Source organism: Chitinophaga jiangningensis (assembly GCF_900142605.1).
GTDB lineage: Bacteria > Bacteroidota > Bacteroidia > Chitinophagales > Chitinophagaceae > Chitinophaga > Chitinophaga jiangningensis.
In genome coordinates this window covers 183,015-207,392 of record NZ_FRBL01000010.1, presented here as the reverse complement: position 1 = coordinate 207,392, position 24,378 = coordinate 183,015, and the positions used below count along the sequence as shown (strand labels likewise).

At 46.9% G+C, this 24,378-nt stretch carries 23 protein-coding genes; 8 read left to right on the top strand and 15 right to left on the bottom strand.

Going from position 1 to position 24,378, the window contains the following annotated elements; translation table 11 throughout:
• Position 1 precedes the first annotated feature (1 nt).
• From BUB18_RS25030 to BUB18_RS25020, 3 genes are read right to left on the bottom strand one after another with little or no spacing between them, the layout of a single operon-like run.
• Entirely contained in the window at positions 2 to 820 is an 819-nt protein-coding gene (locus tag BUB18_RS25030) for a sialate O-acetylesterase (RefSeq protein ID WP_073086381.1), read from the bottom strand.
• Positions 786 to 2,282 (bottom strand): RagB/SusD family nutrient uptake outer membrane protein, encoded by a 1,497-nt coding sequence (locus BUB18_RS25025; protein ID WP_073086379.1) that lies wholly within the window; start codon positions 2,280 to 2,282, stop codon positions 786 to 788. Before BUB18_RS25025 ends, BUB18_RS25030 begins: the two co-directional genes overlap by 35 nt.
• Before the next feature lie 27 nt (positions 2,283 to 2,309).
• Complete coding sequence (locus BUB18_RS25020; protein ID WP_073086377.1) at positions 2,310 to 5,330, bottom strand: SusC/RagA family TonB-linked outer membrane protein; 3,021 nt, start codon at positions 5,328 to 5,330, stop codon at positions 2,310 to 2,312.
• Between the two features lie 214 nt (positions 5,331 to 5,544).
• Here BUB18_RS25020 and BUB18_RS25015 point away from each other — a divergent pair, with 214 nt between their 5' ends.
• Complete coding sequence (locus BUB18_RS25015) at positions 5,545 to 6,585, top strand: LacI family DNA-binding transcriptional regulator (RefSeq protein ID WP_073086375.1); 1,041 nt, start codon at positions 5,545 to 5,547, stop codon at positions 6,583 to 6,585.
• On the opposite strand, the gene BUB18_RS25010 is transcribed toward BUB18_RS25015, so the two are convergent.
• Complete coding sequence (locus tag BUB18_RS25010; protein ID WP_073086373.1) at positions 6,586 to 6,975, bottom strand: DUF6766 family protein; 390 nt, start codon at positions 6,973 to 6,975, stop codon at positions 6,586 to 6,588. It abuts the gene before it with no gap.
• 183 nt (positions 6,976 to 7,158) lie between these two features.
• Between BUB18_RS25010 and BUB18_RS25005 the strand changes: the two genes are divergently transcribed.
• The 4 genes from BUB18_RS25005 to BUB18_RS24990 all read left to right on the top strand — a co-directional run bounded on the left by BUB18_RS25005 (position 7,159) and on the right by BUB18_RS24990 (position 10,042).
• A complete protein-coding gene (locus tag BUB18_RS25005) occupies positions 7,159 to 7,599 on the top strand; it encodes a hypothetical protein (protein WP_073086371.1) in 441 nt (146 codons plus the stop codon).
• 24 nt (positions 7,600 to 7,623) lie between these two features.
• Positions 7,624 to 8,070 (top strand): hypothetical protein, encoded by a 447-nt coding sequence (locus tag BUB18_RS25000; protein WP_073086369.1) that lies wholly within the window; start codon positions 7,624 to 7,626, stop codon positions 8,068 to 8,070.
• A 363-nt stretch (positions 8,071 to 8,433) separates the two neighbouring features.
• Complete coding sequence (locus BUB18_RS24995; protein ID WP_073086367.1) at positions 8,434 to 8,814, top strand: hypothetical protein; 381 nt, start codon at positions 8,434 to 8,436, stop codon at positions 8,812 to 8,814.
• Between the two features lie 16 nt (positions 8,815 to 8,830).
• The gene (locus tag BUB18_RS24990) at positions 8,831 to 10,042 is read left to right on the top strand and encodes a hypothetical protein (protein ID WP_073086365.1); all 1,212 of its coding nucleotides are present in this window, start codon (positions 8,831 to 8,833) and stop codon (positions 10,040 to 10,042) included.
• 16 nt (positions 10,043 to 10,058) lie between these two features.
• On the opposite strand, the gene BUB18_RS24985 is transcribed toward BUB18_RS24990, so the two are convergent.
• The 5 genes from BUB18_RS24985 to BUB18_RS24965 all read right to left on the bottom strand — a co-directional run bounded on the left by BUB18_RS24985 (position 10,059) and on the right by BUB18_RS24965 (position 17,017).
• Entirely contained in the window at positions 10,059 to 11,774 is a 1,716-nt protein-coding gene (locus BUB18_RS24985; RefSeq protein ID WP_143160094.1) for a hypothetical protein, read from the bottom strand.
• A gap of 16 nt (positions 11,775 to 11,790) precedes the next feature.
• Positions 11,791 to 13,134 (bottom strand): PKD domain-containing protein, encoded by a 1,344-nt coding sequence (locus BUB18_RS24980; protein ID WP_073086362.1) that lies wholly within the window; start codon positions 13,132 to 13,134, stop codon positions 11,791 to 11,793.
• Between the two features lie 50 nt (positions 13,135 to 13,184).
• On the bottom strand, positions 13,185 to 14,201 hold the full coding sequence (locus tag BUB18_RS24975) for a hypothetical protein (protein ID WP_073086360.1): 1,017 nt from the start codon (positions 14,199 to 14,201) through the stop codon (positions 13,185 to 13,187).
• Positions 14,202 to 14,389: 188 nt separating this feature from the next.
• Positions 14,390 to 15,400 (bottom strand): outer membrane protein assembly factor BamB family protein, encoded by a 1,011-nt coding sequence (locus BUB18_RS24970; protein ID WP_073086358.1) that lies wholly within the window; start codon positions 15,398 to 15,400, stop codon positions 14,390 to 14,392.
• A gap of 93 nt (positions 15,401 to 15,493) precedes the next feature.
• Positions 15,494 to 17,017 carry a hypothetical protein gene (locus BUB18_RS24965; protein ID WP_073086356.1) on the bottom strand — a complete coding sequence of 508 codons (1,524 nt, stop codon included), beginning with the start codon at positions 17,015 to 17,017 and terminating at the stop codon, positions 15,494 to 15,496.
• A 6-nt stretch (positions 17,018 to 17,023) separates the two neighbouring features.
• Between BUB18_RS24965 and BUB18_RS24960 the strand changes: the two genes are divergently transcribed.
• Positions 17,024 to 17,842, top strand: coding sequence for a hypothetical protein (locus BUB18_RS24960; RefSeq protein WP_073086354.1), 819 nt, complete (start codon positions 17,024 to 17,026; stop codon positions 17,840 to 17,842).
• Between the two features lie 45 nt (positions 17,843 to 17,887).
• On the opposite strand, the gene BUB18_RS24955 is transcribed toward BUB18_RS24960, so the two are convergent.
• Positions 17,888 to 18,361 (bottom strand): MarR family winged helix-turn-helix transcriptional regulator, encoded by a 474-nt coding sequence (locus tag BUB18_RS24955; protein ID WP_073086352.1) that lies wholly within the window; start codon positions 18,359 to 18,361, stop codon positions 17,888 to 17,890.
• A gap of 3 nt (positions 18,362 to 18,364) precedes the next feature.
• Entirely contained in the window at positions 18,365 to 18,853 is a 489-nt protein-coding gene (locus BUB18_RS24950; RefSeq protein ID WP_073086350.1) for a GNAT family N-acetyltransferase, read from the bottom strand.
• Positions 18,854 to 18,954: 101 nt separating this feature from the next.
• Between BUB18_RS24950 and BUB18_RS24945 the strand changes: the two genes are divergently transcribed.
• A complete protein-coding gene (locus BUB18_RS24945; protein ID WP_083550744.1) occupies positions 18,955 to 19,743 on the top strand; it encodes an acetolactate decarboxylase in 789 nt (262 codons plus the stop codon).
• A 1-nt stretch (position 19,744) separates the two neighbouring features.
• Here the strand turns inward: BUB18_RS24945 and BUB18_RS24940 are convergent, their stop codons facing one another.
• Entirely contained in the window at positions 19,745 to 20,347 is a 603-nt protein-coding gene (locus BUB18_RS24940; RefSeq protein ID WP_073086348.1) for a DUF502 domain-containing protein, read from the bottom strand.
• Positions 20,348 to 20,440: 93 nt separating this feature from the next.
• Between BUB18_RS24940 and BUB18_RS24935 the strand changes: the two genes are divergently transcribed.
• Positions 20,441 to 20,881, top strand: coding sequence for a PepSY-like domain-containing protein (locus tag BUB18_RS24935; RefSeq protein WP_073086346.1), 441 nt, complete (start codon positions 20,441 to 20,443; stop codon positions 20,879 to 20,881).
• A gap of 1 nt (position 20,882) precedes the next feature.
• Here the strand turns inward: BUB18_RS24935 and BUB18_RS24930 are convergent, their stop codons facing one another.
• The 3 genes from BUB18_RS24930 to BUB18_RS24920 form a co-directional block, all read right to left on the bottom strand.
• Complete coding sequence (locus BUB18_RS24930) at positions 20,883 to 21,875, bottom strand: SDR family oxidoreductase (RefSeq protein ID WP_073086344.1); 993 nt, start codon at positions 21,873 to 21,875, stop codon at positions 20,883 to 20,885.
• A 62-nt stretch (positions 21,876 to 21,937) separates the two neighbouring features.
• Complete coding sequence (locus BUB18_RS24925; protein ID WP_073086342.1) at positions 21,938 to 22,912, bottom strand: hypothetical protein; 975 nt, start codon at positions 22,910 to 22,912, stop codon at positions 21,938 to 21,940.
• 1 nt (position 22,913) lies between these two features.
• On the bottom strand, positions 22,914 to 24,350 hold the full coding sequence (locus BUB18_RS24920; RefSeq protein ID WP_073086340.1) for an MBOAT family O-acyltransferase: 1,437 nt from the start codon (positions 24,348 to 24,350) through the stop codon (positions 22,914 to 22,916).
• Between the last annotated feature and the right edge of the window lie 28 nt (positions 24,351 to 24,378).

Here is a 24,378-nt window from a genome sequence, read left to right as displayed (position 1 = left end):
ACTATTTTTTCACGGCAGCTGCTACAGTAGTGCCGATATGGTTTAATCCGTTTTGATTATAGTGAATATCATCCGTCATCCAGTGCTTGCCGGGAAACTGCGGTGTATCGCGGTATACGATAAATACCTGCGGCATGGCGCCTGCCAGTTCCGCCTGTATTTTTCGTACTTCGTTGAAGCCGGTTTCCGGGTGGCCTTTGTAATTGCCTGTTTGCACGATGTAGAAGGGTACCTGAGTACCCAATGCATGTCTGAAGCGGCGTATCAGATTGATTAGGGCAGCCTTGTATTCGTCCGGTTGCAATACACCGCTGTTAATCGCATTGGCATCTCTCTCCCCCTGTAACCAGATAATACCTTTTAAAGTGCCCTGTGAAAGGGCCGCCGCTGCCTTAGCTTTGGCAACAGCGGCGGTAAAAAGATTCCCCGAAGTATCCCAGGTATCCATATCCCCGAGGCGGGCTTTCTGATGGCAGGAAGCACCACCTCTGGCTGCCGGCACAATGATAACGGTATCGCCTGTACGTTGATGGTAGGCATCTGCAAATGCCGGCCACATGCTCCCGGTGGTTGCCTGCTGGAGATGCTCGTAGTCCTCTCCTGCAGGGTCTTCCAATGGCACCAGTGTATTATGCTGCCACTTGTATTCAAAGGCCGTTGCCGGCGCCGGGTGTACGGACGAACTGCTGTCCCCCTTTCCTACTGCATTGCTTTGCCCTGCAGCCAGGAATATACTACATTGTGCCGTAGCCGTTAGTGATATACCTGTTAACAACACCATGAGGCTATTGCCAGTCAGGATTCTGATCCAGCTTGTCATTCGCGTTCACTTCAGATTGTGGAATCGGAAAATATTTATTTCTTTTTTGTGGTGCTCTGGTTGGGAACACATCATTTACTGCTTTTGACACTACCTGCTGATAGGTATCCGTGCGCGACAAATCATACCAGCGGTCACCTTCGCCAAACAGCTCCCAGCTGCGTTCCTGCAATACTGCGGCAATAAATTCAGCAGCGCCAAGACCAGTAGAAAGTCCATCCAGTCCTGCACGTAATCTTACTTTATTAATATACGTATAGGCTTTACTGGTAGGCCCGTTCAATCTTGCTTCTGCCTCAGCGGCAATCAGGTATACATCCGCTACACGCAGTATTGGAATATTGGATGCATGTGCATTGCCGATTGAATTTGGATCCGCATATTTTCTCATCAGCACCCCTTCTTTGGTAATGGGTGTGATAGCAGCCTGCGGTACAATTACGCCCTGCTTATTTACGTAGTTTGTATCCAGGAGCGCACGGCGTTTATCTTTTGGATCAAAGGATTTGAAAAACGAAGGATACACGAATGCAGAGCCAAAAGAGCCTTTGCCGTAAGCAGGAGCGGCAGCGCCTGTAGGGCCATACAAACTCATGATTTGTGAAGTACGACCATTGGCAACCGACTCGGCTTCAAACGCCCAGAGGTTTTCCTTGCGGGCCGCATCTTCTTTCGTTACATCAAAAACGTCCTGGAATTGATCCATCAAACCGGTACCACTGCCGGCATTGATTACTTTTTCAGCCTGCTGGATGGCCACTGCGTAGTTTTCCACATACAAGGCAGCTTTTGCATGCAGGGCCTGTACGGCCTGTTTGCACGGGCGACCTTTTACTAACCCGGCACTGTAGTCAGGCAGTAATGCTTCTGCTGAGTCCAGGTCCTGGAAGATTTGCTTATACACATCCGCCTTGGGGCTTTTAGGCATATAAGCATCTGTCAGTGTTTGACTGGGTTTAATCCTGATTACCACATCACCGAAGGTTTTTGTCAGCATCCAGTGGAAGAAAGCGCGAAGGAAATACGCTTCGCCGAGGATCTGGTTCTTACGGGTGTTGTTCGACATCACGGTGTTCGGCACCTTCTGTAAGATCCAGTTAGCGTTTTCTATACCGCCATAGCTGTTATTCCACAGGTCTATCGGCGACTCATTTGTGCGGCTAAAGCTTACTACCGCGCTGTATTGCGGGTCAAAGCTGAACAGTGTATAGGTGTCTCTTCCTACCACCGGACGAGGATAAATCTGGTCAGCACTAAAGTCGGCCACCAGCAAGGGTGACGGACCTGCATACAGATCTGCCAGTTTGCTGTACACAGCTGCCAGTCCGGCCTCTGCATCTTCCGCTGTTTTATAGAAATTTTCAGTATAAATAGAAGAATAGGGTGTTTCTTCCAGCTTGCTGCAAGCGTAGCAGGAGATTGCCAGCAAACCTATAGCGCTATATTTAAGAATACTTTTCATGCGAATTACAATTTAAGAAATGAAACATCAGAAACCCACCTGTAAACCAACGAGGAACGAGCGTGCGGTAGGATATACCAGGTTGTCGACCCCAATTTGTTTGTTAGAGTTGCCGAAGCTGTTTACTTCCGGGTCAAAGCCGGTATACTTTGTAACCGTGAAGAGGTTGTTAGCGCTCACGTATACTCTTGCAGAAGAAATGCCTTTGATTTTTGGAACCCGGTAGCCCAGTGTAATGTTTTTGCAACGGAGGAACGAACCATCTTCCATGAAGCGGTCTGTAAGCGGTAAACGTCCACCCTGAAAGCCACTCACATATTCATTAGATGGGTTGGTGGGTGACCAGCGATCCACTAATGCAGCATACATATTTCTGCTTCCCAGTGGATTTTCGAAAGAGTAACGGGTAAGGTTATATACTTTGTTACCCTGGGTACCAGTGAAGAAAGCACTGAAATCAAATTGCCTGTAGCTGAGGTTAGTGGAGAAGCCATAGATGAAATCCGGATTGGCATTTCCCACTACTTCCTGGTCAGCGGCGCTGATCACTTTATCACCGTTCAGGTCTTTCACTTTTACACCGCCGGTGCGGCTACCAGAGCCATCCAACACGGTTTCACCCGTTTGGTATATTCCGTCGAATACATAAGTTTTGAATAAACCTAAAGGCTGCCCGATCTGCATCACCTGATAGTTACTAACAGCGTATTCATCGAGGCCGCCGGCAAGGCTCAAAAGTTTATTCTTGTTAAAGGAGATGTTACCTGCAACGGACCATCTCACCGCACGATCCACTATGATAGCATCCGCAGAGAATTCAACCCCTCTGTTTTCCATGCTGGCGAAGTTGCCTGTTACATCGGCATATCCGGAGGAGCCGGGCAGGGCACGAACAAACAGCAGATCATCTGTCTTTTTATGGTAGATATCGGCGGTCACATTCAAACGATCCCTGAAGAGCCCCAGGTCAAATCCGAAGTCGGCCTGCACGGAGCGTTCCCATTTCAGGTCCTTGTTGGCGATACCGGTAGGGCTAATACCTGTAACCGGCTCATGGTTGAAGTAATACTGGCCGCTGGTACCTTGCAGGGAGAGCGATTTGTAAGCATCGATCGCACCGGCGTTACCTGTTGTACCGTAGCTAAGGCGGAGTTTCAGGTTGCTGATGGCGTTGATATTTTTAATGAATGGTTCTTCAGAAGCGCGCCATGCGAAAGCAGCTGCGGGGAAGAAACCATATTTATTGTTTTCGCCAAACTTGGTAGAGCCGTCTACGCGGGCGATCAGGTCCAGCAGATATTTATCGCGGAAGCCGTAGTTGATGCGACCCATGTAAGAATCCAGCCTGTCTTTGGAACGGTTGCTGTTTACGGTTCTGATGGTTGCCAGCTGCACTGCTTCGTTGGCAGTAGCATCGTTCGGGAAATTGCTGGCATTGATGCTATTGGAATTTGCGTTGTTGGATTGAGTGGCGAATACACCGGTTGCTTTTAACGAATGTTCTTTACCGATGCGTGTTTCATAGGTAACGATGTTTTCAAACAGCAGCACGAGTGTGTTGGAATTGTTTTTCTGTGCTTTACCGGCGCCGCTGGACAAGTCACCACTGTTTACGATGGAACGTGGGGAGTAGTAGTCATTGAGAGAAGAAGACAGAATCGGGCTGAAGTTAGCGCGATAAGTCAGTCCTTTCAGCGGGGTAATTTCAGCGTACAAATTTCCCAGGGTGCGGTTGATTTTATCGCGGTTGAGAATCTGTGCCAGGCCCAGTGGGTTTACTACTTCGCGGTAGCGGCTGTTCATCTGGTCGCCGAAGGGGAGTATATTCCCGTTTTCGTCATAAGGCTTCAGCGTAGGAGGTGCGCCCATGGCGGCTCCGAGAATGCTGGTGGTAACTGCGCCGGCATCGATACTGGAAGAACCTGTAGGGATGCTGTTATTAACAACGAAGCTGGTGAGCATGCTGGCCCCTACTTTTACTGCGTTGTTAACGCGGTGGTCGAAGTTGAGACGGAAGGAGTAGCGGGTAAAGTCCGAGTTGATGATTACGCCTTCCTGTTTGAAGTAGTTACCAGACAAGGCGAACTGCGTTTTTTCGGTGCCACCGGCTACTGATACCTGGTGGCTTTGCATAGGTGCACTTCTGAAGATCATATCCTGCCAGTCTATGCCTTCGCCCAGTGTTTCCGGGTTGGCGTATACCGTGGTTTTATAGACTTCATTTTCCAGCGCGGCAAACTCCGCTGCGTTCATCATGTTCATGCGTTTGGTGGTGTTTTGCACCCCATAGTAGCCATCGTAGGTTACCATGGTTTTACCGGCTTTACCGCGTTTGGTGGTGATGAGTACAACCCCGTTAGCGCCGCGGGCGCCGTAGATGGCGGTGGCAGAGGCATCTTTGAGTACCGCTACCGATTCAATGTCGTTTGGATTGATAATAGAAAGGGAGCTGATATCGTTAACGCCCCCGGAGTTGGATAATTGTACGCCGTCCACTACATAGAGGGGCTCGGAGGTACCGTTGATGGAGTTTACACCGCGGATGCGCATACTGATGCTACCGCCCGGTGCAGAGGAGTTTTGTGTGATCTGCACCCCTGATACGCGGCCCTGTATGCCTTGTACCACGTTTGAGATAGGTGTTTGTTTCAGATCAGCAGTTTTCACGGAGGTGATGGCGCCGGCTACGTTGGCTTTTTGTTGCGTACCGTAACCTACTACTACCACTTCGTCGAGGACTTTGTTGTCTGTTTGCAGTACTACATCTACGGTGGTGCGGCCGTTGACCGGTACTTCCAGCGAATTGTAGCCTGTAAAAGTGAATACGAGGGTGGCATCCCCCTGTTTTGTTGTAACCGAGTAGCGGCCATCTACATTTGTGACGGCACCTTCGGAAGCTCCCTTCACCCTGACCGTTACCCCAGGCAGTATTTCTCCGTTTTCTGCGCTGGTCACCTTACCCTTCACCGTCAGCTGCTGGCCAAATGCCAACATTGGGATGAGTAAAATTGGGAAAATTCCCATTAATTTAGCGAACTGTTTATTCATAACTGTGGATCTTGGTGTTTATCCGGGACACATAATGAGTACCTGTCAAATAAGGCACTTTCTTCGATAACATGGAATAATTCGATCCCAATTTTGGTAAACAATCTGAGCATTCAAAACTTTTTGGGAATTATTTTTCATGGGAACGGTCCCAATATTTTGGGATAGTTCCCAAATGATTATTTTTGATCCCGGTTGCGTAAACTATCCACGTATGAAATCGAAGTACACGACAATTATTGACATTGCGAAGCAATTAAATATCTCTAAGTCCACCGTATCGCGGGCGCTCACGGGCCATCCTAACGTGAAGGAACACACGCGAAAGGCGGTGCTGGAGCTGGCCTCCACCATGGAATACCAGCGAAACTCACTCGCACTGGGCTTTAGCAAGCATACTACCCATACCATAGGTATCATGGTGCCAGAGTTTATGTCTACCTACTTTCCGAGCGTGATAGTAGGTGTGCAGGATGTGATGCAGGCTGCCGGTTACAACGTTGTGATATGCCAGCAAAATGAATCCTATGAAACAGAGGTAGATAACATGAAGTTGTTATTATCTTACCGGGTAGACGGGATCATTGTATCCCACACCAAAGAGACGCGGAACTTTGACCATTTCGCGCTGGCGCAGCGCCGTGGCGTGCCCCTGGTGTTTTTTAACCGGGTGCCGGAGGAGCTGAATGTGCCGAATGTGATTGTAAATGATTACGAGGCGGCATTCCAGGCGGTGGAGCACCTGATCAGTATAGGAAGGAAACGTATTGCGCATCTGGCGGGTCCGGATGCACTGGTAAATTCCAGGCTGCGCCGCCAAGGTTACCTCGATGCGTTGAAAAAACATGGCATTCCCTATAACCCCGACCTGGTGTTGTCTTATGATCTCACTATAGAAAAAGTAAAAATATACATGAAGCATTTCCTGGACCTGGGAACACCACCGGATGCGTTGTTTGCCATTAACGATCCTACGGCCATTGCGGCCATGGAAGTGGTGAAGGCAAAGGGATTGCGCATTCCGCAGGATATTGCGATTGTAGGCTTCAGTAACGACTTATCAGCCGGACTGGTATACCCGGGCCTTACCACGGTGGCGCAGCCTACAGGTGAAATAGGCCGCATGGCCGCGGAAATGTTACTGCAGGAGTTAAATGCCAAAGTGAAAAATGATTACACTATCAAGAAGGCGCCTACTACGCAGCTCCCTACCAAACTGATTATCCGGGAATCCACGGTGGCAAAAACGAAATAGTTATTTACAGGGATACTTTTGTTCCCACTCCTTCAACAGTGCTTCAGCATTTTCAGGATCGAGCCGGCGGATGATGAAATCCAGTTTCTTTTCACGCCGGTCGTCTCCTTCTTTGGATTGTGGCGAACCACAGTACCAGAGCAGGGATAAACCTACTACCTGCCAGATAAGCTGTAGGAATTCGGACTGCCAGTTTTCAAAAGTTTCCCGCATCATCTGGTTTACGTAGTCGCCTACGATAATTGGCTGCCCATGTGCCAGTTGTTCGCTGCTGAAATCCTTCCAGCCAAAATACCAATGGGCCGCTACGGATACGGCGAAGAGAATAAATGTTACCCAGAAATAGGCTTTACGCTTGAGCCAGGAGGGAGTAAGAGATTGCGCTGCCATAACAAACAATTTGATACATGATAACCATATCAAGAAGTGAACCACACCGCTATCACCTGTAAACGCTGCTTCAAATCACAATACCAGCCTGGCTTTCTGTAGAATGTTGTGCACATTTTGCAGGTGCAGGATTGAATGAGTCCGGCAGCTATTTTGTACCTTGCCAGCCATTCATCTATACCAATGGAACAAGAAAGCATTTTTGGAACTGAATTTCCTGACGCATACCCGCGCAGGAGAGATTTATTACCGCTTGTAGCGAAAATATATGCCTGGGTAGCGGTTGTAATCGGCGCTTTTTATCTTTTAGCAACTGCAGGCATGTTCCTGATTTCTGCCGTTCCCGATCCACAGGGGCGTCCAGTAACAAATGGTCAGATATTGATGGCGGTCATGTGTAGTGTTGTATTCTTTTTAATAAGTATCCCTGTTTTATTAGGAAAGAAATATGCTATTATCATCTGTAACCTGCTTGCATTTGTTTTTCTTGCTTTTGATGTAATTGTATTTCTGATAATGTCGACTGCACTTGCACCGTTTATTCTTACCATCGTCTTTTTCCCCTACTGGCTGATGCTGCGCCGCATACAACGTAAATGGGAATTCGAGGCTCAGGTTAATTAGTATTTTTGCACGTCAACCAAACCTATGGAACAAGAAACAATTTTCGAAGACATCCCCGTATCACCTTTACGCCGACACGAAGTATTGCCATTAATGGCAAAAATCTATGCCTGGGCATCACTGGCTTTAGCTATCATATTGATCATTGGAGGCATGAAAATGATGCTGCGCAATTCCGGTAGTATTTTCACGGATGTTCCGTTATATCTCACCGTGATGGTAGCCAGTATCACGCTGGTGCCGGCAACTATTTTGCTGGGCATGAGCGTCCCTGTGTTGTTGGAAATGAAATATGCGGTACGTATCGTGTTAGTGATCGCCGTCTTATATTCCGTATCTGCCGTTGTCAGCTTCCTTTTTGGCATGCCGCCCGTGGCTCAATTGGTTTTCATTGCCGTGTATTGTCCTTACTGGATGAAGATGCGGAATTTGCGGTATGAATGGGAAAATGAGGCGGTAGGAAGGAAGTAATTTTTTGTCAATAGTGGAATTTTTAAGGTGAATGGATTTTAGCGAAGATGTTGGAGAAGATCTACTCGAATAGACGCCTGCAAGGCGTCTCTACTTTGTGGATCAATAGTGCTTCTAATAGTAATAATTATTGCAGGGCATTAACAGTATAATATCGTGTAGAGACGCCATGCTGGCGTCTATCAAAACACAATCTCCGTAAAATAACAAAACCTTATAAACAAGGTTATTTACTACATAATAATGCCTGCAAAACGCAATTATTATTGGACTTTGCATATGGCATTTTCCCATGGTATTCCTATTTTTGCAAAAACACCTGACCTACGTCAACCGAGCCAATAAATACTAACTCCCCACCACATGAAGGAAGTTTACTTCAAGCCTGATGGCGGCGCTTTGCGTGCAAAAGCTATCTTTCCGCAAAGTACCATTGCCCCTGTCAACTATGAGATCATTTTACGGGAAGCCGGCAGCAATAATACGATCAGCCTGTTGCAGGGTGATAACCTCAATCCGGAGGATGATGTTGCCAGTCTGCCCTTTACGCCCGACCTGCTCCATGGTCGCCGGGTGATCCTGGATGCTACCTACGTAGGACTTAACCCCGTGCAATCCCCCGGTTACCGCATCCGCCTGGAAATATGGCAGGATAAGGCCTGCCTGGGCTTTGTAGAAGAAACCGGAGTGCTCACCGGCAAAGGCCAATACACCATTCTGTTCATCCGGCTGCTGGCCAGCTGATATTCGTACATCCGTTATGTTTAGATACTTCTTCTGCGCCCTATTGCTGGTAACAGTGGCAGCCCGGGGTCAGCAACTGGATTCGCTGACACTCAGCAAAATGCGGCTCAATTTCATTGTGCCGGATATGCCGGCATTTAAAAGTTTGGGTACCGGGCCTTCCAACCTCCTCCGACCTTCTACCCCCATGCCGGTGGCAGTGGCTATGTCTGAGTTTTTTCAGGGAGATAAAATTATTATCCCCAGGGCATTTGCACTGGAAATAGCACCTGCGCAGCTGCTTAATGCCAAAACAACGGTGGTTCAGCTGGACCACCGTTATAAACAATATCGCACCTGGCACAGCTTCCGGGTATCTCTGGGCAGCTCCCGCGATACCACCCTCGGCGTGAACGCCCGCAAGCTGGCATTGGGCTTCCGAATCAACATAATTGATGACGGAGATATGGCCACCGACCGTAAAGCCCTGCAACAAATTATTGCTGCACTTGGGGAGCTCCGACTGGAAACACGCGCCATCCGCAAGGCTTTTGCAGCGAAAAATCTGGAGTCGGTAAAAGAATGGGCACTGGCGGAAAACCCCGGTGATTCCACCATCATCCGCGCCGCCGCCATACCTGATCAGCTGCCCGATTGGGATTATTATCTCCATAAAAAAATAAAAACAGATAGCAGCTGGGCCAAGGCATATGACCAATATGTATATAACGCCAAAGCACCCGAATTCGACGCCTGGTTTGCAAACTTTAAAAAAGATTATAAAAGGGAAAACTGGAATGCAGATAAACTCGATTTTGCCCTTGCCGTTATGGGCGCTTCACGAGACAGTATGATCGGCAATATTCGATTTGCACAGGTTGGATTTTGGAGTACCTATGCCCTGCGTACCGGCAAAAACGGACAAACGCTTTTCGGGGTGAACGCCGGCATTTCAACAGATACCGTGCTGAAAAAAGATGCTACTAATTATTTCAATATATCCGTTCCGGTTAGATATGTAATGGGCACCAACCGCGTAAAAGGCTTTGGTGAATTCCAGTATCAGTATCGGGGGCGCTATGCCGAACATCACAGCTTCCTGAACCTGGGAGCGGAATTCAACCCGGTGGATGGCCTCTGGCTCAACTTTTACGGCGGTGTGGATCATAATTTTACCGCCGGTAAAGGCAGCTTTGTCACCAACCTGGATATTAAGATTACGCTGCCGGAAAAATTCGGTTTATTTTAGTCCGCCTGCACGCAGGTTAAAAATTATAATTATAGCCTGCAGTTGCCGTCAGATCGTTCAGCGCAGGCCTTGCAGGCATCCATCTGGTTTGACGTATAGCCGATAGCGTTAAATTGTGTTTTTTCAGCAACTGATAACTACAATTGAGCCGTAGGTTCAACACCTGGCCCTGTGCACCTTCCCCACTGTTACTGGCATTATAAGAGGTAGTAAAACCTGCGGATGCCTTTTTGTTCAATAATCTGGTATTGGCAGCCAGCGTTGGCCCCATGGTTAAAAATTCATTTCTGCCGATGGTATTGTAACTCAGGTTGAAAGCAGCGACCAGATTCAACTGCTGCTTAACAAAAAGCAATGAATATGCAGTACTGGCATAGTAAAACTGTGAACCATTGCCCTTGCGCAACACGCCGTCCTGTAGATCAGCAGCATCCTGGAAGTTCAGATTTAAATTGATGTTGTGGTTACGCAGCTTATTATTTCGAATGCTATAGTTTAGATTCCAGGCCGCATTCTGCGAAATCTGCTTAAAGTTCAGCGTATCCAGGTTTTGAAATGGACTGGTTTGATTGATGTAATCAAACTGTGGCTTGATATGCATGTAGCTCTGGAAGTTCGAATAGGTGAGCGTGGAATTGAATTTATCCGAAGGCATATAATTCAGGTTCATCATCCCTACCATACGGGAGGTGGTGCCGGACTTGGTTTTATCAAGATCATCCCGCTGAAAGCCTACGTTCACCGCAATGGTGGCCTTATTGTTAAGCAAAGGATGCGACACATTGAAAGTGATATTTTCCAGGTCGTTGTTGAAATAGTAAGCGCCCAGGGTCTGGTACCCCGGATCGATCCTTTCATAACCAACCCCCACAGTTCCTTTATGGATGCTATAATTCAGCTTTGCATTAAAGGCTTTATAAAACGTGGTGTTATTTGCCTGGTGCATCAGGTACTTTAACAGGTTCCAGCGATAGTTGGGCGCTACCGAATGATCCCGGTTATCCAGCTTCATGGCACTGTTGGCATACTCGGCGGAGAGCTCCAGGCCTTTGGCCGGGCGTACCATTCCGTTCCAGCTTATCACCAGGTTGGATCTTGGGTAGATATTGAGTGAATCCAGGTGCAGTGGCAGCGATTCGGGATCATCAGCAGCATGAAAAATAATCATGCCTATAGCGTACTTTTCTTTGCGCAGCTGAAGGTTCAGACCTTTGGCCATACGGCGATAGCTCGGTTGATTGGTGGGATTGAGGCTATCCCAGGATACCGGCTTCTGCATGCGGCCATACATGGCGCTGATTTGCCAGTCTTTTTGCGTGGCCACATCCACACCTGCACCACTAAACTGATAACCGTTGAGAGTATACGGTGAAAACGACATGGACACATCTCCGATATGGGCTGTAACACCTTTATAGGCAGGGTGTAAACTGAGCCGGTTCGGCATCACCGGATAAGAGTAGTTAGCTCCAGCATTGGTGAGGTTGAAGGAAAAAGGGAGACTAATCTTGCCGAACAAGTTAAGTCCCAGTGTACCATTCAGGTTCCAGGTAAACGGCTGCCGGCCATTCTCCATACCGCCGGCATGGTAGATGGTATTAGCCGAAATACCACCATAGACTTTGAGAGGCTGACCTTTACCAAAGAAATCACCAATATGTTCCAGGTCAATCTGCTGTGCCCATAACGGCAACGGGCATAGCAGGCATAGCATTAGTACAATTTTTTTCATAGGCTAACAGTAAGGGCTATTCATATTTCTGAACTTTAATATCGACGATGACATAGGAATTTATACCATCTGCAACGTATTGTTTGATTTTGATGGCACCGCGACGCCCATCCGCAGTTTCAAATGGTACAATGCGAGGTAGCAGGGTGTTATTAAACTGCACACCGCCATTCATCTGATCGGTGATATGAAACTGTTTAAACAAGTCGTCATTTTGGATTTTATCAAAATCAGTTGTTGTTAGGGAGATGCCACAGCCGCAGGTTTCTGTAGTGTTTACATACCGGGTACGAGTGGCGCCCGGGATCAATGGAAAAGAAAATGCAGTAGCTGAATCCGGGGAAATAAATTTATTAAACCCAAAGGTAGCACTTAGTCCGAAAAACACCAGGTCAATATCCTTACCGGCAATGGTGATATCCTCGTCTTTTTTATAGACGCGCCGGTGGCGTATGGCATAGAACGAGCCAACCGTACCATGGGCAGCGTTAATCCCCAGCTTTATATCTCTCAAAATACTAATGAAACTATTGGGCTTCACCGTAATTGTTCTGGTAACGGATTTGGTATCCTTACCGTTGGCGGCCTGATAGATCACTTCATAAGTTCCGGGATCTTTGAAATAAATGCTGGTGTTGCCGGCGGTGTCATTTTTAATTGTACCTCCACCAGCCTTCCACTGCTGCGTTAAGAAATTGGCGGCACTTCCGTGCAACATAGCGGTAAGCGGCGCCTCCTGATCTTCGTCCTCAAAAGCATACTGCCAGCTGGCATCCACGGTGAGAGCAGGCAATACCGTTATTTTCTTCTCCGTTACAAATTCCTGACCGCCGTTGCTCACGCGCAGGCGGATGGTATGATCCCCGGGAGTGGTAAAAACTACATTTGGCGGCGCGGCCCCCTGAAAGGTGGCAGGGATACCGTCTTCGAAAGTCCAGTCATAGGTGCTGCCGCCGATACTCTTGTTCGTTAGCTGTACTTCCACCGGCGAAAAATGATTGACTAATACCAGGGTATCGAAGTTGATATTCACTGCGCTGTCCAGTTGAATGGTCAGGGATTTTTGCCGGCGTTCATCTTCATTCCAGGCTTCCAGCGTGATGGTATAGGTACCCGCTTGTTTAAACCGGATGGTTCCCGGATTTTCATAATCAGATACAGCTGGTTCACCACCTTCAAACGTCCAGTGGTAATGGGAGGCGCCGGTGCTGAGATTACTGAAAGCCACATTCACCGGCACGGTACGTAAGTCAGCCGGCAGCTTATAGGAGAAATCGATATTCACGGGTACGCCTGTTTCTTTATAGCAGCTGCAGAGCAGGGATAAAAGGAAAAGGGCGGGATAGGTATAGCGGGTCATAGGAGGATTATTAAAAGGTGACTGATTACAGGATTATAGTCATCTGGAACTTAGGTTCTTTCCCAAATAAATACCTCCCCTACATCGGATACTTCCATTATAAAATCACCATCATTCCCAACTACAAGGCCTGTCAATGTTCCAGAGGATTCCATTCCGTGTTCCCAGTCCACATCTTTTGAAACGGCATTAACGGCAATCGTTTTTGCATCAAAAATGCTCCAGAAATAAAAATGAGATGAAGTGACATTAATACCGCTAATCATGTATTTGAAATGGCGGTCCACAATCTCATTGATATCAATAACTACCTGACGATTTTCCCCGTCTATTATTAGTAGGATTACCTTGTCTCCTTCGGTTCCATACTTTAAGCCATAAACTATATTATGCTGAACTAACAAGGGCTGGTAATTTGTTAACTGGTAAATCTCTTCCCCTGTCCTTAAATCCAGTGCAATTGCACCGGAGCCATCATTTGAATCAAACCTTAATATTATAGAGCTATCTGTAAATAAGGCTTTATAATCACTTTTTGCCGCCCTGCTATTGTCTATATATCTCTTAGACCATCTTAATTCCCCGGTCATACCCTCATAGCATTCTATTATTAGCTCGTCCTTCTTCCATAAATAGCAGAAGTCATTTATTGCATATACATCATACAATTTTGATGTTTCAATGGCCCAGACTTTCTCACCTTGTTCAAAGTTGTAACATATCAGGCCGGGTTTCTCTCCTATCCAGGTAGATCCATATAAAAAAGGGCCAGTAACCACCTTATATAAATATAAAGAGGTGAGCGGTGGATAGGTGGCAATAATATTCAGGTCTCCGTCAAGTCTATGTACACCATATTTGTCATAAACCAGCATTGAATTTGGAGTCGCCTCCAGAAGTCTGTAATCACCAAGCTCTTCCCCTCCTTCAAGTTTGCTTACATGCACTGAATCAGCCCCATTTACTCGTATAAACTGGTTCCCCTCACTTGTAAGACCTACGACCTCCTTACTATATACCTGAGCAGATTTTATATTATCAATCTTTTTTAGTAATTCATAGTTCATGCAAGCCCTGTTTAGATCATTCATTCGCTAACAATGCATTTCTCCCGTCACTGTCTTCCTTTTAACATCTTCAGGTTGACAGCAAAAGATATAACCTTTTTGGTATACTGCTGTATGTATATCTTATTATTCAAATACAATTAAAATCAATTGACATTTTGCTGAAGTTGTTAACAAGCATTAGATAATCAGGATTTCTTTTCCATCACCTGTATTTCACCATCATTCGTTATCAGATAAAGGCGGTTACCATTCATTTCAGATATAATTTCTTGTAAATACCAGGCTTCTGTTTCCATCTGAAAATGACCTATCATCTCGTAATTCTTCGTGTTAAATATCAATGCTTTCTTTTCATCTTCACTCCAAATATAAATCGCAGTGCTATCTGCTGCGATGAATAATCCTTTGTATGGCAGCTCAAAGGTTTGGGCGACGATAACTGAAATATCATACAGCTGATCTTCACCGGTGTCATCATCGATTACAGCAAGATAATTACGCTCATCTTCTTTTTTTAAGGCATAAATCAATCTTCCAACACAAATACTCTTCGGTGTTACCACCTGACGATATTGCTCCTTCCCTGTTTGTAAGTCTACTGCCGCTAAACCATGCATATTTTCAGAGGCATATCTCACAATTATGTGTCTATTTGTGAGATATGGTTGGAAGTTATAATCAAAGGGGCTCGAAGTCTCCGCATAAGTATGTTGCCAAATGATTACGCCTGATGCCGCATTTATTGCCGTCATTACCAGGCCGGTGCTACCCCAAACATAGCAAAACCCGTTATGTAATAGCACCTGGTTTGCCGCTGCTACAGTCGTTTGCCATATAATTGTACCTGCAACGTAATCATACTTGGTTACCAACACTCCCTGCTGCTCTTTGATGGTGCCATACAATATATCCCCGTCCGCCACCAGGTCTTGCATGTTAGCTGGCAGTATGGGGAACCGTTCGGTAATTTGCAAGTCATTATCAAGCAGGAAAACTCCTTCCTTATTAGCGATAAGTATCTTTTCGTCATCAACGGTTATGATACGACTGGTCAAATTTCCTAATTGACTGATCTTTTTTCCAAGGTCTGGTCCAACTCTTAGAATTTCCCGATCGTCAAACTTTGTACCGACAATAATTCCTTTATAAATTTTCGGAGCAAAAAGGCCATAAACAGTGTCAATTTTCTGATACATTTTTGAAGAATTGTCGTAATTAGAAAAACTTTATGTTCAATATACTATCTTCTATCGAATCTACATGTATTGATACCGTATTTTACATTCAGTCTAATAGTCAGATGATTCATCCTTCTCTCGCAAATTTTCCGTTACAAAAATATTATCAAAGTAACTATTCAGAAAATAGTCAAAGCAGGCGTCATATCCTTCTTCGCTATCAGGTAAATTTTCTGTTCCAAACCAGATCTTCATTCTGGAAACCGGGATAAGGGCAAACAACCTGGTATTATTCTGCATACTTTCCTTAATTGCTTCTTTTAGGGCTGCCCTATCCCCCAGTTTAGCACCATCAATAATCCAGTGTAGATTGTCAGGGTTTGTCACATTTGTAGCTAGGTCCTTGTATAATTGCTTAGTATGGCCATCCGTCCATTCGCCAACACTTTTAAATTCGAAAATATTGGTTTTACCCCCATCCTCAGTGCGCACATCGGAATACCGACCCGTAAACTGAGTGCCACTTAAATCTGCCGATTTTTCAAAATAAATCACACCTTTAAACTGATCAGCGTGATTGATCATATACAACATCACCCAGTCTGCCCCAGCCAATCCCATTCCTACTCCACCATCCTTCGTAATCATAGGCATAAAGGCCTCAAAATTCTTAATGCGTGTCATAAAAGGCTTTTTCGCAAATGCACTCAAATGCCGGAAAAAATATTGATCCAATCGCCCGGTTTCGTTTAGTTGCGCGCCTATGTTCGAAACAATTTGCTTATACTGTTGGAGGTCTTTTAATGCAAACGGATCTGCCTTTAACTTTTCATTCTTACGGGCTACGACCAATGAGCGAAGCGCAGGAAGGGAAACTCTTATGCATTTTCTTTCAGCATATATTTCGTATGCCTCTATCAAATCTGCATTTAGTGCGTGCAGATTATCATAAAATGGTTCGGGTATTTCCACAGTCAAACATTTATCATCGATCCTGCCTGCCACATCCCTGATAAATTTCTGAAGATCTAACGTTGGTAAATTACTGATTGCTCTAAGGGTTTCAGTCCGCGTTTTGATATCCAGTTCCTTACATAATCTATTCAGTGCATATGTTTTCCCATTTACTTTTCCTGCCTTCTTACATATAATTTCTATATATGGCTGCTCCGTACAAATTTTACAATCATCTTGTTCTTCCTTGTCTTTATCCGTGGTTTGTTCAACAGCTGTATTTCTCCAACCACTCCTCCCCATCGCCATCGCTGCCGCCATCAACACCGATGCTGCCGCCTGACTAGTCCCGCACACACTGGCATAGGTACCCGTTTTTGTACTCACTTCCACTAAAATAACCCTTCCTCCACCTCCCGGAGGAATCACCGGTGTAGCCCTTACCGTAGCTGCCTCAAAAGGCCCTGCTCCGGCAATGGCCGATTCAGTAACCTGCCCGGCTTCCACAGAAATATTTTGAGCAGTGGTAGCAGCGTAGGTTTCAACAGTCACTGCCTCCCGCTCTAATACCATATATCCCTCCCTGGTAAGATTTCCCATCACATTTTCCGTAGTACGGGTCACCTGCTCTATCACAAACCGCTCTCCCATCTGCAAAATTCCCGAACTGGCCACTCTCATGTGCGCATGTTGACTGCTGTTGCCTTAGTATCCCTAATTGCTGCCTGTAGTAAAAATGATGGGCCTGCAGCTGTACCTGTAGCGGTGAGCCTGCCCAGTGTAATTTACCTGGACGGCCAACCACTGGATAGCATCAGCTATAACGATAAGAACAGCCCGGACAAAATATTTATGTATGATGACTACGCAAAAAAATATGCCTCTTATTACCAGGTGATATACAACAGCAATGGCGCCTACACGGCATTAAAGCATTACGATATCAACGGTACCCATATGACTACTGATAGCCTGGCATTTCGGGGAGATTCTATGTTTTCCTATCGCTTTACTCCAGGCCATGAAGGTGAAGCCTCTAAACAGGCGTACCTGATCGGTAATGGCGGGATTATTTTTGGCGGCTCCAGGGATACCATTGCAAGTGGGTCCATAAAGCGTCTGGATTATTTTGAGGCAACATATGACCCACAGACCTTCAACCTTACTAAATATAACAGTACTGCATATTATAGCTCACCCAACACCACTGAAAGTGAAAAAGTAAGCATTATTTATTCCTACGATAACAAGCCTAATGCCATGCAAAACCTTTTTGGTGGTATGTACTATATTGCAGCTTTGCTGAATACTGAACAGATAGGTGTTCCCTTGCTTTCAACCGGTTTTAACAATATCAATGGTATGAACATTCAAAGCTCCAGCTACAATGGTACCGTAACTGTGAAAAACACCTATGATGCACATGGTCAGCTGACTGCCCAGAGCATGACCATCAACAATGAGTCATTGGCTGAACTCAAATTTACTTACATCGATCGTAAATAATATCCTGGCAGGTTGTGGTCGGAATCTCCCAGCTACAACCTTGCCTTACCTGATACCCCGCTCCCTTTCGTAGAATCCTTTTTCCTCCATCTGTGCTTCCACCTCCGCAATAGCAGCCATCAGGTTATTAGTTGTATTCGTTAATGCCGTCAGCGCTTTTTCCATGCGCTTCCATACCGGCAACATCTGCTGCACCAGCTCCTGCCCTTTCTCGGATAGTGTGAGCAGGCGCTTTCGCTCATCCTGCCTGTCTTTCCGGGAGCGGATCAGCTTTTGCTTTTCCAGCTCTTTCAGCAGACTGATAGTCGACGGATGTGTATAGCCTATCTCGGCGGCAATCTCCATTACACTCATGGTATCCTTCAAATGCAAGGTATAAATCACCGGAAACCACTTTGGTTCAAAGTCAATCCCATGCGCCTTGTAAATCTGCTGCCCGTCTTTTCGCAAACTGTCGGCCAGGCGCTGCAAACGCGTTGATATCGCCAGGATACCCGACTCGTTAATTACATTACTCATACCTTATTTCATTTCCAGGTGGTAAAATAAGGTATCTACAGCCATTCTCGGGAAATAAGGTGGTAGATGCTCCACAGCTATCTGTGCAAATCCATTGCGCTCATAAAACCGCAGCGCTGCTTTTAATTGGGGTACCGTACCGAGGTATAAATCCCGGATACCATTTTTTTGGCTGTATTCCATCAGTGTTTCCAGTAATGCCTGCGCCAACCCCAGCTCCTTACCCCTGAATTCTTTTTTCACAAACATCTTGCGGATAGCACCTGCCGCGTGGCCGGTATTGATCAGGGCAATCGTACCCACCAGTTCTCCATCCACAAAAGCCCCCCAAAATCCGCCTCCACCCTGATGGTAGTTACTTTCCAGGTCCTGCAGGTCCGGCTGATCCGCAGCCGTAATGGGCACATTAAACTCGTGTACCTGTATAGGTAAAATGATGTCGATCACCTGCGCACAGGCGTCATTATAAAGCAGTCTGATGTCCTTTTCCATAAGCTATTCCAATTTAGGTATAAAACTACGTAGTTGACTACATAAATACAAGTTTTTTTTCAGCAGTACAAGATGTTATCTTTATAATATAAAATCACCCCATGAAAAAATACCTGATACTATTATTAGTTGGCATAGCGTTACATCAGCATGGAAACGCCCAGCAGGCAAAACCCCATCACCTTTTCACCGCAGGCGTAGCCTCCGGACTGATGGGCGGCCTGTTCGAAGGATTTTACCCGGTCAGTAAACTGCTGCAGCACGGCAACTTCGGCCTCGGCGCACCAGATAAAATAGACGGGGAGCTGCTTGTACTCAACGGCGTGGCCTATCAAACCACGTCCACCGGCGCCACCCGTGTATTACCGGGCAACCACCTGGTATCCTTTGCCATGGTGCATCCTTTTGTGACCAAACGCCGCCTCCGGGCACCTGCGGTTATCAGCAAATCGATGTTTTTTACCATGCTGGATACACTCATGCCACAAAAAAACGGTCTATATGCAGTACATATCAAAGGCAGGTTTAAATACCTTAAAACACGCGCCTTTCCACCGGTAACCTCACACCCCTACCCCACACTGGCAAGCATGATCCCACAGCAAAAATTCTTTGAATTTGAAAATATTGAAGGCGAACTGGTAGGCTACCGCCTCCCCGCATACATGGATAATACCAATATCTCCGGCTATCATTTTCATTTTTTATCGGCAGATAAAAAACACGGCGGCCATATTGTAGACCTCACCCTCTCAGGGGTCACCATTGAAATAGACCAATTGGAAAGCTATACGGTGGAATTACCGGACACGGAGGAATTCCGTCATTTCGACTTCCACCAGAACCGGGCAGAAGATATTAAGCAGGTGGAAAGAGGCAGTAAAGAATAAATTATTTTGCCAGAGGCTGCTGCCTGTCCAGGTTTTCAAGGACAGCAGCAGCACCAACACCCAACTGCCGGATAATCATAAATGTTTCACTCACCGATATTGGCAGGAGTCGCACATCCCCCTTCAACCGCGCCGAAACCGTACCCGACGTAGGTGTAGGTGCCCCCGGAAAAAACAAGCTGTAGTAATTTTCAGTTTCATCTACCACAAAACAAATCACCTCGTTACCGTCAATCAGCACACTGGCAGGGCGCCACGACTGATCCTGACTATTGAGTTTATCAGTGGACAATGCTCGCAAATAAGAATAACCGGGAATATGAACCAGTATCTTCGTTTCCAGCCAGTTTTTAAATTGCTGCGCTGGCTTCGACTTCATAAATACTCCCGCTAAAAAGCACAGTATTAACAATAGCAGGATGGTCACCACCGTCTCTTTGCCGATACCGGGGATCTCAATGGGGAAATGATGCGCCACCGGCATCACTATCTTTTTTACTAACTCTGCTATTTTCAGGATTAAAAATATTACCGCAAAAACTGGTAATAAAAGCAGTGCGCCGGCAGCAGTAGTGCGCCTGAGATTTCTCCAGAATGTATTCATGCGTTACGTATATGCTTCCTTAACATACACATGCGGCCGGTTGTTCAATGGAACATTCTTTCCCTGCAGTTGTTAAAAGAATAAAGCACCATCATGAAAACATTCCTGCTCTCCATAGTGCTGTTCGCATTCGCAGGCTACGCCACAGCACAGGACATTCCGGCCTCCCAGGTACCGGTAGCCATTGTGAAGGCATTTAAGCTGAAATTCCCCAGAACTTCCAAAGTAGAATGGGAAATGAAAGGTAACCTGTATGAAGCAGAATTTAAGGTGGACCGGCGCGAATACAAAGCCCTCTATGACGCTGCTGGTAAACTGCAGACCTATAAACGCGAAATCAGCCCCAATGAGCTCCCTGCTGCCGTTCGCAATGCTATTGCCACACAGTACAAAGGCTTCCACATCGACGATGCCGACCGACTCGAGAAAAATGGTAAAGTATACTACCAGGTAGACCTCGATGGCAAGCCGCACGATGAGCACGTTGTATTTAATGCCAACGGCACCGTTGCTAATGACGTAGCATATTGGTAAGCTAAGGCTGCCCCGCTCCACCGGATGAGCCATATACCTGCCCGGTAGCATAACTGGCATCAGCCGCTGCCAGCTGCACATAAATCGAGGCCAGCTCCACCGGTTGCCCCGGCCGGCCCATCGGCGTATTACCCCCGAACTGTTTCAGCTTTTCCATGGTAGCCCCACCGCTTACCTGCAAAGGTGTCCAGATAGGACCCGGCGCCACACCGTTTACACGGATGCCTTTGGGCGCCAGTTGCCTGGCCAGCGACTTTACAAAATTGGTGGTTGCCGCCTTCGTTTGTGCATAGTCGTATAAGTCGGCACTGGGATCGTAAGCCTGTTCGGAAGAAGTACCAATGATCACCGATCCCGGCTTCAGGTGCGGCAAAGCAGCCTTGATTAACCAGAACGGCGCATAGATATTCGTTTTCATGGTGGCATCAAAATCTTCGCTGCTCACATCCAGAATGGATGCTCTTGTTTGTTGTCGCGCTGCATTGCTCACCAGTATATCCAGCCCTCCCAATGCACTCACTGCATCAGCAATTAATTTCCTGCAAAAGCTTTCTTCCCGCAAATCGCCCGGCAAGGCCACTCCTTTGCACCCCGCTGCCTTAATCAGTGCGATCACTTCCTTTGCATCGGCTTCTTCCGCCGGCAGGTAGTTGATGGCTACATCTGCACCTTCGAGGGCATAGGCAATTGCCGCAGCACGGCCCATACCGGAGTCTCCACCGGTAATGAGCGCCTTACGGCCTGCCAGCCGGCCGCTACCCTTATAGCTCTTTTCCCCGTGGTCAGGCTGCGGTTCCATTTTGGAAGCCAGGCCGGGCCAGGGCTGCGACTGCTCTTTAAAAGGAGGTTTGGGATATTTGCCTAGCGGATCTTCCGGGCCGGCAGCCGCATGCACATTGCCTGCGGCCACCACCACATCAGGTAGTGATAAAGCAGCCAGCGTACTGCCTATTCCGGCTAATACCTGGCGACGGGTAAACGTATTCTGCTGCATCGTTAAAAGGTGTTGGTGATAATGATCACGATCACATTTATTATGCCAGCAGCTTACCGGACTTATCTGTTGGAGAGTAACATTTTTTCCCCGTGCAGCTGCGCCGTCAGCGGCTGCACCAGCTTTATCAACTGCTGCGTACGGAGGTTTCTTCCGGTTTTGGTGAGATGGTAATAGGAATCATAGTATAACGTATCCGGATATACGAAATCCTGCGGCCCGGAAATAACCGGAATCTGTAAGTCCCTGTGCAGGGTAGCTTCCAGATTCGCTATCGTAGCTGCATTGTTGTTGAAAGAGGAAGCACAAAAAGCAGGGAACACGAAGTAAAACTTTACACCCCGTTGCGCCAGTATCCTGCTGGCAGCATTGATTTTAGGTATGCCATCCCAATATCCCGCATATAGCTTCAGTGGCACTTTAGGAGCCCCATACGAAGGTAAATCCAAATGTGCCACCACATCTCCATAACTATTAAATGCTTTATGAGAATAAACCTCCGCGGCATAATCCCTTTCCGGTGGTGCATTCCGCTTGCGCCACCGCGCCATCAGGTAGTCGCGGTTATAACCGATCTGCGTAAAGCGCGATTCTACACCATACTTAAACACCGTATAAAAATCATGCTTGAAATATTTTTTCGATGCCGGCATAAAAGCCGCCACTGCAGCATCCAGCTCATAGCGACCTGCTTCCAGGAAATATTCCGGCGACAATATCACCACATCACCGTTACGCACCACATCTTTTAGTTCCTCCAGCATGAAATCCAGCCCCAGCCCGCCATGCAGCGCCAGGTTTACCACCGGTATTTTGAGGGAGTCTTCTACAGCCTTACTATCTAAACCAAATGCCATATTGGAGCCGCCGGCAAAAATCAACCGCGGACCTTTAATTTCGTTTAGCCGTTTATGTTTAACCACAATTCCACCTACATAGTCCATTTCCCCAGGCTGCGCCAGTTTATAGGCAGCTATCACTACGAGCCCGGCAAAGAGTGCACTGAAAATCAGCAGGCGTATCAGGAATGTTCTCATATCAGAATTGGAAATAGATAAATTGTTGTTGTTCGGATTTCAGCAGGATCAGGCAAAACAGCAGCACCGTGTACAATGCCCAGCGGGCAGGCCTCGGCCAGCGCGGTTCGAGATTGGCCAGGGCATAAGGATACTCCCTCCCCTGCCACTCTGCCAACAGAAAAAGTGCTGTAAGCAAGAGCAAACCTTTCGGAAATATCACCGGCATCTCTATAAGAGAAGCAGAGAAAATACCACTGATATACACTGCCACCTCCTGCATGCTTTCTGCACGAAAAAAAATCCAGGCGAAAGTAACCAGCGCGAACGTACGCACCATCTGCCAGGCCTCCGGCACGGATGGTAACCGGCGCCCCTGTGCCACAATTTCCATGTTCTTACGGTTACGGTTGGCCAGCAATAATGGCAGAAAATACAAAGCATGGATACCACCCCAAAGGATAAACGTCCAGTTGGCACCATGCCAGAACCCACTCAGCAAAAAGATGATAAACGTATTACGGATTGCTTTAAAACGCCCTTCCCTGCTGCCGCCCAGCGGTATATACACATAATCCTTAAACCAGGACGACAACGAAATATGCCAGCGACGCCAAAACTCCGCGATATCCCTGGAAAAATAGGGATATGCAAAATTGCGTAGCAGCTCAAATCCAAAAAGTCGCGCTATACCCAGCGCCATATCCGAATACCCGGAAAAGTCCCCGTAAATCTGGAAAGCAAACAACACTGCACCCACCACCAGCGTACTACCGGAATAGGTATGCGGATTATCAAAGATCTGGTTGGAATAAAAAGCACAACCATCGGCAATCACCATTTTCTTGAGCAGACCCCAGAGAATCTGGCGCAGGCCATCCGCAGCCTTGCTCAGCTCAAACCGGCGCGGCTGCTCTATTTGCGGCAACAGATGCGTAGCCCTTTCAATGGGGCCAGCTACCAGCAAGGGAAAGAAGCTTACAAATAAAGCGTAGTTCGTGAAATTACGTGTAGGCGTTACTTTTTCCCGGTAAATATCTATCACGTACGACAGGCCATGGAAGGTATAAAACGAAATGCCCACCGGTAGTATGATCTTCAGCGTCCAGACATGCGGCTGTAGTCCGAAAGTCCGCAGCAGGTCCGAAAACGAATCCACGAAGAAGTTGTAATACTTGAAAAAAAACAGGAAACCCAGGTTGATGACGATGCTGGCAAACAGCCACCATTGCCTGGCCCTGGGTGTTTTGGCGGCATGTATCTGCAAGCCGGAAGTATAATCCAGCAGGATGGAGAAAAACAACAGGAAGAGGAAACGGTAATCCCACATTCCGTAGAACACAAAGCTGGCCGCCAACAACACCAGGTTTTGAAATAGCAGGGAGCCTTTTGCTACCAGCCAATACAAGATGAACACGATTGGCAGGAATAGCGCAAACTCAAAGGAGTTGAATACCATAGATATAAGTAGAGGGGGTTTACCTTTC